The sequence below is a fragment of the Micromonospora marina genome, assembly GCF_900091565.1.
Classification (GTDB): domain Bacteria; phylum Actinomycetota; class Actinomycetes; order Mycobacteriales; family Micromonosporaceae; genus Micromonospora; species Micromonospora marina.
The window spans coordinates 31,247-44,813 of the sequence record NZ_FMCV01000011.1; the positions used below are offsets into that span (position 1 = coordinate 31,247).

Sequence of the window (13,567 nt, forward strand, 5' to 3'; positions counted from 1 at the left end):
CTGACCGACAACGTGAACTCGATGGCGTCGAACCTGACCAGCCAGGTGCGGAACATCGCCTCGGTCACCACGGCCGTGGCGAACGGCGACCTGGGTCAGAAGATCACCGTGGACGCGCAGGGCGAGATCCTGGAGTTGAAGAACACCGTCAACACGATGGTGGATCAGCTGTCGTCGTTCGCCGACGAGGTGACCCGGGTGGCCCGCGAGGTGGGCACCGAGGGCAAGCTGGGTGGTCAGGCCCAGGTCAAGGGCGTGTCCGGTACGTGGCGTGACCTGACCGAGAACGTCAACCAGCTCGCCTCGACCCTGACCACGCAGTTGCGCGCGATCGCGCAGGTCTCCACGTCGGTGACCCGTGGCGACCTGACCCAGCGGATCAACGTGAAGGCGCAGGGCGAGGTCGCCGAGCTGAAGGACAACATCAACCAGATGATCGTCACCCTCCGGGAGACGACCAAGAAGAACGCCGAGCAGGGCTGGCTCGACTCGAACCTGGCCCGGATCGGTGGTCTGCTCCAGGGGCAGCGCGACCTGGGCGAGGTCTGCCGGATGATCATGCAGGAGGTGACCCCGCTGGTGGACGCGCAACTCGGCGCGTTCTTCCTGGCGGACAGCTCCGAGGGCAGCATGCGGCTGCGGCTCACCGCCTCCTACGGGTACGTGGCACGCGGCCACGACGTCACGTTCGGCCCGGGTGAGGGGCTGGTCGGGCAGGCCGCCCTGTCGCGCCGGACGATCCGGGTCAAGGCGCAGCCGGACGGCCGCCTCGTCGTACGGTCCGGGTTGGCCGACACGCCTCCGGCCGACCTGGTGGTCCTGCCCGTCCAGTTCGAGGGCGAGCTGCTCGGCGTGATCGAGTTCGCCGGCGTCGCCACGTTCTCCGAGCTGCACCTGGCGTTCCTGGAGCGGCTGGTGCTCACCATCGGCGTCGCGGTCAACACCATCCAGGCCAACCGGCGTACGGAGGAGCTGCTGGCGCAGTCGCAGCGGCTGGCGCACGAGATGCAGGACCAGTCGGCCGAGTTGCAGCGCACGAACGCCGAGCTGGAGGACAAGGCGAAGCTGCTGTCCGAGCAGAAGGCCAACATCGAGATGCAGAACCGGGAGATCGAGCTGGCCCGCCTCGGCCTGGAGGAGAAGGCGCAGCAGCTCACCCGCGCGTCGGCGTACAAGTCGGAGTTCCTGGCGAACATGAGCCACGAGCTGCGTACGCCGCTGAACTCGCTGCTCCTGCTGGCCCGGCTGCTGGCCGAGAACCCGGAGCGCAACCTCAGCGCGAAGCAGATCGAGTTCGCCCGGACCATCCACGGCGCCGGGTCCGACCTGCTGTCGCTGATCGACGACATCCTCGACCTGTCCAAGATCGAGGCGGGCCGGATGGACGTGGAGCCCACCGAGATCCAGTTCGCCGAGATCCGCGGCTACGTCGAGCAGGCGTTCGCGCCGCAGGCCGAGGAGAAGGGACTGGACTTCCAGGTGCGGGTCAGCCGCGACCTGCCGCCCGCGCTGGTCACCGACGCCCAGCGGTTGCAGCAGATCCTGCGCAACCTGCTGTCGAACGCGGTGAAGTTCACCGACAACGGCGCGGTGACGCTGCGGATCGGCCCGGCGGCCGACAACGCCGTGTTCGACGTGCCCGCGCTGACGAACGCGCAGCGGGTGATCGCGTTCACCGTGATCGACACCGGCATCGGAATCTCCGACGACAAGCTGTCGCTGATCTTCGAGGCGTTCCAGCAGGCGGACGGCACCACCAGCCGGCGTTACGGCGGCACCGGCCTCGGGCTGTCCATCAGCCGAGACCTGGCCCGCCTGCTCGGCGGCACGATCACCGTCTCGTCCGCGCCCGGTCAGGGTTCGACGTTCACGCTCTTCGTACCCGATGTGCTGGCACCGGACGCGGTGGTGGCGCCGGCGCCGCCGTCGCCGAGCCGCGCGGGCCTGCCGTCGTCGCTGCTCATGCCCATGGAGCTGCCGCAGCCGCAGGAGACGCCCGCCACCCGCCGCCTGGACGGCGTGACCGTGCTGATCATCGACGACGACGTGCGGAACGTGTTCGCGCTGACGTCCGCGTTGGAACTGCACGGGATGACCGTGTTGTACTCGGACAACGGGGCGGACGGCGTCCGCCAGCTCGCCGAGCACCCGGAGGTGGACATCGTCCTGATGGACGCCATGATGCCGGACCAGGACGGGTACGAGACGACCGCGCAGATCCGCCGCAACCACCGGTTCGCGGACCTGCCGATCGTGTTCCTGACCGCGAAGGCGATGCCCGGTGACCGGGAGTCGGCGCTCAGCGCCGGCGGCAGCGACTACATCACCAAGCCGGTGGACCTGGACGAGCTGATCGAACTGATGGCGTCCTGGATCGGCCGGAGCCGAGGCGAGGAGAACGCGTGACGCAGACGGCCAAGGCCCTGCTGGTGGACGACCGGCGGGAGAACCTGATGGCACTGGAGGCGATCCTCCAGGGTCTCCCGGTGCAGTCGGTCGCGGTGGAGAGCGGCGAGGCGGCGCTCAAGCAGCTCCTGGTGGACGACTTCGCGGTGATCCTGTTGGACGCCCAGATGCCGGACATGGACGGGTTCGAGACCGCCACCCACATCAAGCGGCGTGAGCGTACCCGGCACGTACCGATCATCTTCCTGACCGCCGCGGACAAGGACGCCCAGCTCGCGCTGCGCGGTTACGCGGCCGGTGCGGTCGACTACCTGACCAAGCCGTTCGACCCGTGGGTGCTGCGGGCCAAGGTGACGGTCTTCGTCGACCTGTGGGTGAAGACGCGGCAGCTCGCCGCCCAGTCGGACCTGGTGCGGGAGCGCGACCTCCAGTGGCGGCACCTGACCGACGCGGTGGACGAGGCCACGGCGCTGCTGCGCGCCGACGACGACCCGTCGACCCGGGAACGCGCGGTTCAGCTGCTGGAGCAGGCGCGCTGGGGCAACACCCGCTGACGGTTCAGCCGCCGGCCGGGCCGCCGTGCCCGGTCGCGCGTCGGCCGCCTGGGTGGTGCTGGCGGTCTGCGGGCTGCTCGACGCCTGGAACCCCACCCCGCTCTACGTGCTGACGGCGCTGGCGGTGACCCTGGCCACAGCCGGCCTGCTCACCTTCCGCCGCCGCGACCTCCCCGTCCTCTGACCCCCCGTTGATCTTGCACGTGCGGCCCGGCGAAAGGGTGAATCACCCGACGCGGGGCCGCACGTGCAGGATCGCGGGGAGGAAGCGGCGGGGCTACGGGGTGGCTTCGTTGCGGATCATCAGGGCGCTGCGGAGGCCGGTGATGTCCAGGACGCGGATCAGGAAGTCGCCGACGTTGGTGAGGATCAGCAGGCACTGGGTGTGACTGGCCTTGCGGCTGAGCACCACGAGCGTGCCGAGACCCTGCGAGTCGCAGAACGTGACTCCGCCCAGGTCGAGCACGATGCGCGGGGGCGGATCCGTCAGCACCTCGTTGACCACCGTCGAGAGCTGGGCGGCCGTGAGCATGTCGATCTCACCGGCCAGGCGAAGCACTGCTTCGTCACCCGTCCGGTGTACGGTGATGGACAGCTCGGCACGATCCACCCGGTCAGCCTATCGCGATCTCGACCGGCGGGCCTGTCGAGCGGATCGCCGTCGGCCCGTCGCGCCGCTCAGGCGGGTGAGCCTGGTAACCCCCGTCGCGGGGTGGCTGCCGGGCAGCACTCCGGCGCTGACACAATGGCCTCATCGTGACCGAGACGCATTCCGCCGGATCCGGCCGCTACCCGGCCGACGCCCCGGCCTCCGAGGCCCTGTTCGACCGCGCCAAGGCCGTCGTGCCCGGTGGGGTCAACTCTCCCGTGCGCGCGTTCCGTGCCGTCGGCGGCACCCCGCGCTTCATGGTGCGGGGGGAGGGTCCGTGGCTCTTCGACGCCGACGGTCGTCGCTACGTCGACCTGGTCTGCTCCTGGGGCCCGCTGATCCTCGGCCACGCGCACCCGGCCGTGGTGGAGGCGCTGCGTGCGGCGGCAGGGCTCGGCACCAGCTTCGGCACCCCGACGCCGGGCGAGGTCGACCTGGCCGAGGAGATCATCGCGCGGACGCCCGTGGAGCAGGTCCGCCTGGTCAACTCCGGCACCGAGGCGACCATGTCGGCGATCCGGCTGGCCCGCGGCTTCACCGGCCGTTCCAAGATCATCAAGTTCTCCGGCTGCTACCACGGCCACTCCGACGCGCTGCTCGCCGCGGCCGGCTCCGGCGTGGCCACGTTCGGCCTGCCCGACTCGCCCGGCGTGACCGGCGCGGCGGCCGGCGACACCATCGTGCTGCCGTACAACGACCTGCACGCGGTCGAGGAGGCGTTCGCCGCCGAGGGGCAGCACATCGCCGCGATCATCACCGAGGCCGCCGCCGGCAACATGGGCGTCATCGCGCCCCGCGACGGTTTCAACGCCGAGCTGGCCCGGATCGCACACGCCAACGGCGCACTGCTCATCGTCGACGAGGTGATGACCGGGTTCCGGGTCTCCCGCGCCGGGTGGCACGGCCTCGACCCGTCGGACGCGGACCTGTGGACGTACGGGAAGGTCATGGGTGGCGGCCTGCCCGCCGCGGCGTTCGGCGGGCGCGCGGAGATCATGGCGAAGCTCGCCCCGGCCGGCCCGGTCTACCAGGCGGGCACGCTGTCCGGTAACCCGCTGGCCTGCGCGGCCGGGCTGGCCACGCTGCGGCTGGCCGACGACGCGCTCTACCGGCGGCTCGACGAGACCGCCGCCACGCTGGGCAAGCTGACCACCGAGGCACTGTCCGAGGCGGGTGTGCCGCACCGGCTCTCCACCGCGGGCAACATGTTCTCGGTCTTCTTCACCGACGCGGACGTGCACGACTACGACAGCGCCCGCACCCAGGTGGTGCCGGCGTTCAAGGCGTTCTTCCACGCGATGCTCGCCGGCGGCGTCTACCTGCCGCCGAGCGCGTTCGAATCGTGGTTCGTCTCGGCCGCGATCGACGACGCGGCGTGGGAGCAGATCGCCGCCGCCCTGCCGGTGGCGGCGCGGGCGGCGGCAGCGGCAGGAAGCGGGGGGTAACTGATGGCGGAGACCGTGGTACACGTGCTGCGGCACGGCGAGGTGCACAACCCGGACGGCGTCCTCTACGGCCGGATGCCCGGGTTCCGCCTCTCCGAGCTGGGCGTGCAGATGGCCAAGGCGGCGGCGCAGGCGCTCGCCGACCGGACCGTGGTGCACGTCGTGGCCAGCCCGCTGGAGCGCGCCCAGCAGACCGCCGAGCCGATCGCGGCGCAGTTCGGCCTCTCCGTCGGCGTCGACGAGCGGCTGATCGAGAGCGCGAACTGGTTCGAGGGCAAGAAGGTCTCGCCCGGTGACGGCTCGTTCCGCGACCCGCGCAACTGGTGGGTGCTGCGCGACCCGATGACCCCGTCCTGGGGGGAGGCGTACCGGGCCATCGCCGAGCGCATGTTCGCCGCCCTGCACGCCGCCCGGGTCGCCGCCGAGGGGCGGGAGGCGGTGCTCGTGTCGCACCAGCTCCCGATCTGGACGCTGCGCCGGCACGTCGAACGCAAGCGACTCTGGCACGACCCGCGCCGCCGCCAGTGCGGTCTGGCCAGCCTCACCTCGTTCCACTTCGACGGCGCCAAGATCGTCGGAATCGGGTACTCCGAGCCGGCGGCCCACCTCGTGTCGATCTCGCCGACCGCCCGGACGGCCAAGGGGGCCTGATGCTCACCCGGAGGCTCGCTGCCGCCCTGCTCGCCGCCGTGACCGCCGGTACGGCGCTGGTCGGCTGCTCCTCCGGCACCCAGGAGAGCCGGTGTGCGGCCGACGGCTCGACCGTCAACTGCGCTCCCGACCAGCGCTCCAAGACGCCGAAGGTGAGCGGTGAACTGCTCACCGGCGGCAGCTACGACATCTCCCGCGACCGCGGGCAGGTCGTCGTGGTCAACTTCTGGGGCTCCTGGTGCGCGCCCTGCCGCGCCGAGGCGGACGACCTGGAGGCCACCTACCAGGCCACCAAGGGCTCCGGCGTGACGTTCCTCGGCATCAACGTGCAGGACAGCAAGGACAAGGCGATCGCCTTCGAGGAGGGCCGGGTCACGTACCCGAGCATCTTCGACCCGGCCAGCCGGCAGGCGCTGAACTTCGACATCCCGCCGAACACCACCCCGGCCACCGTCGTGCTCGACCGCGAGGGCCGGATCGCCGTCGTGATCCGCAGGGCCGTCACCCGCGACGAACTGCGGCCGATCGTCGAGGAGATCGCTGCCGAGGCGCCGCCGCCGAACGGCGCCCGCTGATGGGCGAGACGTTCCGCCAGCTCGCCGAGTCCGGCCCGCTGCTGCTCGCGGTCGGTGCGGCGGCGCTGGCCGGACTGGTCAGCTTCCTGTCCCCGTGCGTGCTCCCGCTGATGCCCGGCTACCTGTCGTACGTGACGGGTTTGGCCGGCTCCGACCTGGAGGGCGCAAGGAAGGGCCCCCTGTTAACGCCTCCGGTAGAGGAAGGGCCCCCTATTAACACCGCCGCCAGCGCGGGCGGCGCGGGCGGCGCGGGCGGCACGGGCGGCGCAGGCGGCGGCGTGAGCGTCGCCGAGCGGGCGGCGCCGCAGCGGACCACCGCCGCCGTCAAGGGCCGGGTGCTCGCCGGCACGCTGCTGTTCATCGCCGGCTTCACAGTCGTGTTCGTCGCCACCGCGATCCTCTTCTCCGGCGTCGGCAAGCTCTTCTTCCGGTACGAGCGCACGCTGGAGATCGTCATCGGTGTGCTCGTGGTGGTGCTCGGCCTCGGCTATTCGGGTGTGATCCCCGGGATGCAGCGCGAGTTCCGTATCCGCTGGCTGCCCGCCGCCGGGCTGCTCGGCGCGCCGGTGCTCGGCGCGGTATTCGCGCTCAGTTGGCTGCCCTGCACCGGCCCGACGCTCGGCGCGGTGCTCGGCATGGCGGCCACCGAGGGCGGGACCGACCGGGCCGTGCTGCTCGCCGTGGCGTACTGCCTCGGGTTGGGGATACCGTTCGTCGTCTTCGGGCTGGGCTTCCAGCGCCTGCTCGGGGTGTTCCGCGCCGTCCGGCGCAACAGCCGCTGGGTCACCCGGATCGGCGGCGCGCTGCTGATCGCGATCGGCCTGGCGCTGATCACCGGCGGCTGGGTGAACGTGGTGATCTGGCTGCAGACGAACGTGGGCGTGGGCGAGGTGAGCATCTGATGACGACCGTGGACGATCGGCCGTCGACCCCACCCGCACAGGCGCCCCGGCGGGTCAACCCGGTGCTGGCCCTGCTGCGCAACTCGTGGCGGCAACTCACCAGCATGCGTACGGCGCTGATCCTGCTGTTCCTGCTCGCCGTCGCGGCCATCCCCGGCTCGGTGCTGCCGCAGCGCGGCGTCAACCCGGAACGGGTCGACCAGTGGTTCGTCGACCACCCCGATCTGGCACCCCGGCTCGACCGGATCGGCGCGTTCGAGGTCTTCGGGTCGGTCTGGTTCTCCGCGATCTACCTGCTGCTGTTCACCTCGCTGATCGGCTGCATCCTGCCCCGGGCCCGGGACCACGTCCGCGCGCTGCGGATGAAGCCGCCGGCCGCGCCGAAGCGGTTCGCCCGGCTGCCCCAGCACGCCGTGCTGGAGGCTCCGGCCGCCGCCGATCCGGAGGCGATCGCGGCGGTGCTGCGCCGCCGCCGCTGGCGGGTCGTCGTGCGCGGCAACGAGGTCTCCGCCGAGAAGGGTTACCTCAAGGAAACCGGCAACCTGCTGTTCCACGTGTCGCTGGTCGCCGTCCTGCTCGGGGTGGCGCTCGGTTCCTGGTACGGCTGGCACGGCAACCGCATCCTGGTCGCCGGCGCGGACAACGCGTTCTGCAACACCCGCCAGCAGTACGCCGAGGCGTCGCTCGGCCCGCGCGTGGACAGCTCCGACCTGCCGCCGTTCTGCCTGACGCTGGAGAAGTTCGAGGCCGACTACCTGCCGTCCGGGCTGGCGTCCCGCTACTGGGCCACGGTGACCGTGGACGAGCCCGGCGGCGCGGAACGGACCGCCGGGTTCTCGGTCAACTCGCCGCTTCGGCTCGGCTCGGCGAACGTCTACCTGCTCAGCAACGGCTACGCGCCGGTGCTGAGGTACACCGACAAGTACGGCCGGAGTCAGACCAGCCGGACCCCGTTCCTGCGTACCGGCGACTCGAACGCGACCGAGGAGGGCGTGGCGATCTTCCCGGACGCCAACGTCGACCCGGCGACCGGCGTCCGCGCCGCCGACCAGCAGATCGCCTTCGACGGGTTTTACCTGCCCACCGTGCCGGCCGAGGGCCCTCCCGTCCGCTCCGCCTGGCCCGAGGAACGAGATCCGGCGGTGAACCTGCTCGCGTACCGGGGCAACCTCGGGCTGGACGCGGGCATCCCCGGCTCGGTTTACGAGCTGGACAAGCGGCAGCTCGACGACGGCAAGCTCAAGGAGATCGGCACCAAGCTGCTGCGGCCGGGGGAGAAGTGGACCCTGGACGACGGCAGCACGCTGGAGTTCGTCGGCACCGAGCCGTACATCACGATCTCGGTGCGGCACGCACCCGGGCAGACGCTGCTGCTGGTGGCCAGTGGGACGCTGCTGCTGGGCCTGATGGGCTCGCTGTTCGCCCGGCGGCGCCGGGTCTGGTTCCGGGTTCCGCCCCCCGAGGGTGGATCTCCGACGGGCGGTAGTAGTTTGGTGGAGGCCGGTGGGCTGCCGCGCACCGAGCACCCAGGGTTCGCCGACGAGTTCGCGCAGCTCGTCGCCGCGGTGAGCGGCGACGCGCCGGACGCGCGGCGGGCGCGAGAAGGAGACGAGTGATGGTCGCACTCTCCGACCAGTTGGTCACGTTCGCGATCCTGGCGTACCTGATCGCGATGATCAGCCACGCCGTGGAGTTCGCGCTGGGCAACGCGCGGAAGGTGCCGGCGGCCGCACCGGCGCGGGAGCTGGTCGGCGCGGGTGTCGGCGGCGTCGGCGGCGTGATCGACGAGCCGGTCGTCCCGGCCGCGCCGCAGCGTCCGGACCGCTCCGCCGCGCGGGCCGTGCTGGCCGGCCGGATCGCCGCCTGGCTCATCGTGCTGGGCGCCGCGCTGCACCTGGGCGCCGTGGTCACCCGGGGCCTGGCCGCCGACCGGATGCCCTGGGGCAACATGTACGAGTTCGTGCTGACCGGCACCTGGATCGGGGTGGCGGCCTGGCTCGTGGTGCTCTGGAAGCAGCCGGGGCTGCGCCGGCTCGGGCTGTTCCTGACGCTGGTCATGGTGCTGCTGCTGGCGTTCGCCGAGCTGAAGCTCTACGTGCAGGTCGAGCCGCTGATGCCGGCGCTGCAGTCGTGGTGGTTCATCATCCACGTCTCGACGATCATCTTCGCCTCGGGCATCTTCCTGCTGGGCGTGGTGCCCGCCGCCGCGTACCTGATGCGGAACGGCTGGGAGCAGGGCCGGCGCAGCTTCCCGTACACCCTGGCCCGCCGCCTCCCGGCGGCGGCCGGGCTGGAGCGGCTGACCTTCACGCTGCACGCCTTCTCGTTCCCGGTCTTCACGTTCGCGGTGATCGCGGGCGCGATCTGGGCCGAGGCGGCCTGGGGCCGCGCCTGGGGCTGGGACCCGAAGGAGACCTGGGCGTTCATCTCCTGGGTGGTGTACGCGGGCTACCTGCACGCCCGGGCCACGCCGAGCGTGAAGCGCAACGTGGCCACCTGGATCGCCATCGTGGGCTTCCTGACCGTGATGATGAACCTGTTCGGGGTGAACTTCTTCTTCACCGGTCTGCACTCGTACGCCGGGGTGGAGTGACCGGGCGAGCGCTGAGCACCTCGTCCACCCGGCGCGTGACCTGGTAGGCCACCTCCGGCAGGTCGGCCAGTTCGAGGCGGTCCGCCCGCAGCGCGAACTGGGCGTGCAGCTCGCGGGCCACCGCGTCGCGGATCTCGGCCTGGAGCTGGCTCAGGCCGTCCGGGTCACCCACCACGTACGCGTCGTCCATCAGTCGATGATGACCCGCGCCGGGTGAGGCTGTCAGTGACGAAGTCATCCGCCGAACCAGCCGGGGACGTCGAGGCGGAACACGTCGGCGGGGACCATCCGTTGCAGGTCGTCCTCGATGGCGGCGAGCCGGTCCGCGCCGAGCGTGGCCGCCCATTGATCGCGCAACTCGTCGAAGACGGCTGCCGAGCGGTGCAGCCCGTCGCGGCCCTTCGCGGTCATCCGTACGAGCTTGCGGCGGGCGTCGGCGGGGTCGTCCACGCGTTCCAGGTAGCCGAGCGCGACCAGCCGGTCCACCGTCTTGCCCGCGGCCTGCTTGGAGACGCCGAGGCGTTGCCCGAGTTCGGAGGCGGTGGTGCCGGCCGGGCCGACGGACTGGAGGACGAAGCCGTGGGCCGGGCGCAGTTCGGGGTGCCCCTGCCGGGCCAGCTCGGCGTGCAGGTCGTCGACGAGCGTCCGAAAACCGGCGAGCAGGAGCAGCGGCAGCGCGAAGCCGGGGCGGTCAGGCGTTGTCATGTTCGACAACTACGTTTACTATTTCGTCAACCACGTTGACCATCTTAGGAGAGGAACCCCGTCATGTCCCGCTTCACCGCGTACGAGCCGGACACCGCACCCGCCGCCGCCCGCCCGGTCATGGCCGGCGTACGCCGCATGCTGGGCCACCTGCCCGCCGCCGTGCGCCTGATGGCCGGCTCGCCCGAACTGCTCAAGGGTTTCCTCGCCGCCAACGCCGCGTTCGAGGCCACCGACCTGGACCCGGTCGCCCGGGAGGTGGTCGTGCTGACGGTCGCCACCCGCAACGGCTGCCACCTCTGCGTCGCCATGCACACCGCGACGCTCGTCCGGGACGCCGCCGCGCCCGAGCTGATCGAGGCGCTGCGGACCGGCGCGACGCTGCCCGACCCCCGGCTGGAGGCGCTGCGCCGGTTCACCGTCGCCGTCCTCGACCACCGGGGCGCGGTCCCCGACGCCGACCTGGACGCGCTGCTCGCCGCCGGATGGCAGCCCCGGCACGCGCTGGACGTGGTGCTCGGCGTCGGCACGTACACGATCTCCACGTTCGCGAACCGGCTCACCGGGGCCCCGCTCGACGAGCCGCTGATGGCGTACGCCTGGACGCCCGCGGCCTGAGCTGCGGATGTTAAGAAGGGGCCCTTCCTCTACCGGAGGCGTTAAAAGGGGGCCCGTCCTTACCTCCGCAGGAGGGTACGGGAGGATGGTGGTATGGCGGCTCGCTTTCCGTACACCGATCTGAAGGACTTCCTCACGGCGCTGGAGCGTGCGGGCGAGCTGCGGCGGGTGAGCGCGCCGGTCGACCCCACGCTGGAGATCAGCGAGGTCGTCACCCGCACCGTCCGGGCCGGTGGGCCGGCACTGCTGTTCGAACGCCCCACCCGGGGCGAGATGCCGGTGGCGATCAACCTGTTCGGCACCGAGAAGCGGATGGCGATGGCGCTCGGGGTGGAGCACCTCGACGAGATCGGCGAGCGGATCGGCGACATGCTCAAGCCGGAGCTTCCGCAGGGCTTCTCCGGGATGATGGGCGGCCTGGGCAAGGTCATGCAGCTCAAGTCGATGCCGCCGAAGAAGGTCAAGACCGCCCCCTGCCAGCAGGTGGTCTACCGGGGCGACGACGTCGACCTGAACCGGCTGCCCGGGTTGCAGGTGTGGCCCGGTGACGGGGGGATCTTCCACAACTTCGGGCTGACCCACACCAAGCACCCGGAGACCGGCAAGCGCAACCTCGGGCTCTACCGGCTCCAGCAGCACTCGCACAACACCATCGGCATGCACTGGCAGATCCACAAGAACTCCACCGCGCACCACGCGGTCGCCGAGCGGCTCGGCCAGCGGCTGCCGGTGGCGATCGCGATCGGTGCCGACCCGGTGGTGGCGTACTCGGCCAGCGCGCCGCTTCCCGCCGACATCGACGAGTACCTGTTCGCCGGGTTCCTCGCCGGTGAGCGGGTCGAGATGGTGGACTGCCTGACCGTCCCGTTGCAGGTGCCGGCGCACGCGCAGATCGTGCTGGAGGGCTACATCGAGCCGGGCGAGCGCCTGCCCGAGGGCCCGTTCGGCGACCACACCGGCTTCTACACGCCCGTCGAGCCGTTCCCGGTGATGCACGTCGAGTGCATGACCATGCAGCGTGACCCGGTCTACCACTCGATCGTCACGTCCCAGCCGCCGCAGGAGGACCACGGCCTCGGCAAGGCCACCGAGCGGATCTTCGCGCCGCTGCTGCGCTTCCTGATCCCGGACATCGTCGACTACGACCTGCCCGCCGCCGGGGTCTTCCACAACTGCGCGATCGTGTCGATCCGCAAGCGGTACCCGAAGCACGCGCAGAAGGTCATGAACGCGATCTGGGGCGCGCACATGATGTCGCTGACCAAACTGATCGTGATCGTCGACGAGGACTGCGACGTGCACGACTACAACGAGGTCGCGTTCCGCGCCTTCGGCAACGTCGACTACGCCCGTGACCTGATGGTCACCGAAGGGCCGGTGGACCACCTCGACCACGCCTCGTACCAGCAGTTCTGGGGTGGCAAGGCGGGCATCGACGCGACCCGCAAGCTGCCCGAGGAGGGCTACACCCGGGGCTGGCCGGAGGAGATGCGCATGTCGCCCGAGGTGGTCTCGCTGGTCGACAAGCGCTGGAAGGAATACGGGATCTGATGACGGCGGCAGTACAGGAACGACCCGGCCGGGTCGCGTCCTTCCTCAAGCTCGTCGCCATCGAGCACTCGGTCTTCGCGCTGCCGTTCGCGTACCTGTCGGCGCTGACCGCCATGCAGCTCGACGGTGGCCGGGTGCACTGGGGAGACCTGCTGCTGATCACCGTGGCGATGGTCGGCGCGCGGACGTTCGCCATGGCCGCGAACCGGATCCTCGACCGGCGGATCGACGCGCGGAACCCGCGTACCGCGAACCGGGAACTGGTCACCGGCGCGGTGAGCGTGCGGACGGCCTGGACCGGCGCGGCCGTCGCGCTCGTGGTGTTCCTGGCCGCCGCCGCCCTGCTCAACCCGCTCTGCCTGGTGCTCGCGCCGCTCGCCGTGGTGCCGCTCGTGGTCTACCCGTACGGCAAGCGGTTCACCAACTGGCCGCACGCCATCCTCGGGGTGGCCCAGGCGGTCGGCCCGGTCGGCGCCTGGCTGGCGGTCACCGGCACGTTCGAGGGGTCCGGCCCGGCCTGGCTGCTCGGTGTCGCGGTCGGCCTCTGGATCGGCGGCTTCGACCTGATCTACGCCTGCCAGGACTCGGAGATCGACCGGGAGATCGGGGTGCACAGCGTCCCCGCCCGGTACGGCCGCCGCTTCGCGCTGCACGCCTCCACGGTCGCCCACGTGGTGACGTTCGCGTTGTTCATCTGGTTCGGCGCGTGGGTCGGCTTCGGCTGGCTGTGGTGGATCGGGCTGGCGCTCACCGCTGTCGCCTTCGCCTACCAGCACATGGTGGTCAGCCCCACCGACCTGAGCAAGGTCAACCGGGCGTTCTTCACCGCCAACGGCTTCGTCGGCATCGCGCTGTTCGTCCTCGCGCTGCTCGACCTGGTGATCCGGCTCGGCCTGCGGCCCTGAGCCGGAACACCGG

Annotated in this window: 15 protein-coding genes; 12 read left to right on the top strand and 3 right to left on the bottom strand. The window is 71.1% G+C overall.

Going from position 1 to position 13,567, the window contains the following annotated elements; all coding sequences use genetic code 11:
• From GA0070215_RS14770 to GA0070215_RS28455, 3 genes are all read left to right on the top strand, one after another.
• Positions 1-2,406: ATP-binding protein (locus GA0070215_RS14770; RefSeq protein ID WP_141708202.1), on the top strand; the 2,406-nt coding region annotated here is incomplete at its 5' end.
• Complete coding sequence (locus GA0070215_RS14775) at positions 2,403-2,960, top strand: response regulator (RefSeq protein ID WP_018787866.1); 558 nt, start codon at positions 2,403-2,405, stop codon at positions 2,958-2,960. The genes GA0070215_RS14770 and GA0070215_RS14775, both read left to right, overlap by 4 nt.
• A 25-nt stretch (positions 2,961-2,985) precedes the next feature.
• Positions 2,986-3,144 carry a hypothetical protein gene (locus tag GA0070215_RS28455; RefSeq protein ID WP_244167005.1) on the top strand — a complete coding sequence of 53 codons (159 nt, stop codon included), beginning with the start codon at positions 2,986-2,988 and terminating at the stop codon, positions 3,142-3,144.
• Positions 3,145-3,237: 93 nt separating this feature from the next.
• Here the strand turns inward: GA0070215_RS28455 and GA0070215_RS14780 are convergent, their stop codons facing one another.
• The gene (locus GA0070215_RS14780) at positions 3,238-3,570 is read right to left on the bottom strand and encodes an STAS domain-containing protein (protein WP_018787865.1); all 333 of its coding nucleotides are present in this window, start codon (positions 3,568-3,570) and stop codon (positions 3,238-3,240) included.
• Positions 3,571-3,716: 146 nt separating this feature from the next.
• Here GA0070215_RS14780 and hemL point away from each other — a divergent pair, with 146 nt between their 5' ends.
• Genes hemL through ccsB form a run of 6 tightly spaced genes read left to right on the top strand, consistent with a single transcriptional unit; the run spans position 3,717 to position 9,775 of the window.
• Entirely contained in the window at positions 3,717-5,054 is a 1,338-nt protein-coding gene (gene hemL, locus GA0070215_RS14785; RefSeq protein ID WP_091046388.1) for a glutamate-1-semialdehyde 2,1-aminomutase, read from the top strand.
• A 3-nt stretch (positions 5,055-5,057) separates the two neighbouring features.
• Positions 5,058-5,705: a histidine phosphatase family protein gene (locus tag GA0070215_RS14790; protein WP_018787863.1), complete on the top strand. Its 648-nt coding sequence runs from the start codon at positions 5,058-5,060 to the stop codon at positions 5,703-5,705.
• A complete protein-coding gene (locus GA0070215_RS14795) occupies positions 5,705-6,280 on the top strand; it encodes a TlpA family protein disulfide reductase (protein ID WP_091046392.1) in 576 nt (191 codons plus the stop codon). Before GA0070215_RS14790 ends, GA0070215_RS14795 begins: the two co-directional genes overlap by 1 nt.
• Positions 6,280-7,182, top strand: coding sequence for a cytochrome c biogenesis CcdA family protein (locus GA0070215_RS14800; RefSeq protein WP_091046396.1), 903 nt, complete (start codon positions 6,280-6,282; stop codon positions 7,180-7,182). Before GA0070215_RS14795 ends, GA0070215_RS14800 begins: the two co-directional genes overlap by 1 nt.
• Complete coding sequence (gene resB, locus GA0070215_RS14805; RefSeq protein WP_091046399.1) at positions 7,182-8,798, top strand: cytochrome c biogenesis protein ResB; 1,617 nt, start codon at positions 7,182-7,184, stop codon at positions 8,796-8,798. Before GA0070215_RS14800 ends, resB begins: the two co-directional genes overlap by 1 nt.
• The gene (ccsB, locus tag GA0070215_RS14810; protein ID WP_091046402.1) at positions 8,798-9,775 is read left to right on the top strand and encodes a c-type cytochrome biogenesis protein CcsB; all 978 of its coding nucleotides are present in this window, start codon (positions 8,798-8,800) and stop codon (positions 9,773-9,775) included. The genes resB and ccsB overlap by 1 nt, the downstream gene beginning before the upstream one ends.
• Here the strand turns inward: ccsB and GA0070215_RS14815 are convergent.
• Together GA0070215_RS14815 and GA0070215_RS14820 are read right to left on the bottom strand one after the other, a co-directional pair.
• The gene (locus GA0070215_RS14815) at positions 9,741-9,965 is read right to left on the bottom strand and encodes a hypothetical protein (protein WP_018787858.1); all 225 of its coding nucleotides are present in this window, start codon (positions 9,963-9,965) and stop codon (positions 9,741-9,743) included. The two genes, ccsB and GA0070215_RS14815, sit on opposite strands and share 35 nt — an antisense overlap.
• A 44-nt stretch (positions 9,966-10,009) precedes the next feature.
• Positions 10,010-10,480 (bottom strand): MarR family winged helix-turn-helix transcriptional regulator, encoded by a 471-nt coding sequence (locus GA0070215_RS14820; RefSeq protein WP_091046406.1) that lies wholly within the window; start codon positions 10,478-10,480, stop codon positions 10,010-10,012.
• 63 nt (positions 10,481-10,543) lie between these two features.
• Here GA0070215_RS14820 and GA0070215_RS14825 point away from each other — a divergent pair, with 63 nt between their 5' ends.
• The 3 genes from GA0070215_RS14825 (at position 10,544) to mqnP (ending at position 13,554) form a co-directional block, all read left to right on the top strand.
• A complete protein-coding gene (locus GA0070215_RS14825; protein WP_091046409.1) occupies positions 10,544-11,098 on the top strand; it encodes a carboxymuconolactone decarboxylase family protein in 555 nt (184 codons plus the stop codon).
• Between the two features lie 93 nt (positions 11,099-11,191).
• Positions 11,192-12,649 (top strand): menaquinone biosynthesis decarboxylase, encoded by a 1,458-nt coding sequence (locus GA0070215_RS14830; RefSeq protein ID WP_091046412.1) that lies wholly within the window; start codon positions 11,192-11,194, stop codon positions 12,647-12,649.
• Positions 12,649-13,554, top strand: a complete 906-nt coding sequence (mqnP, locus tag GA0070215_RS14835; RefSeq protein ID WP_091046416.1) for a menaquinone biosynthesis prenyltransferase MqnP — start codon at positions 12,649-12,651, stop codon at positions 13,552-13,554. The genes GA0070215_RS14830 and mqnP overlap by 1 nt, the downstream gene beginning before the upstream one ends.
• Positions 13,555-13,567: the final 13 nt, after the last annotated feature.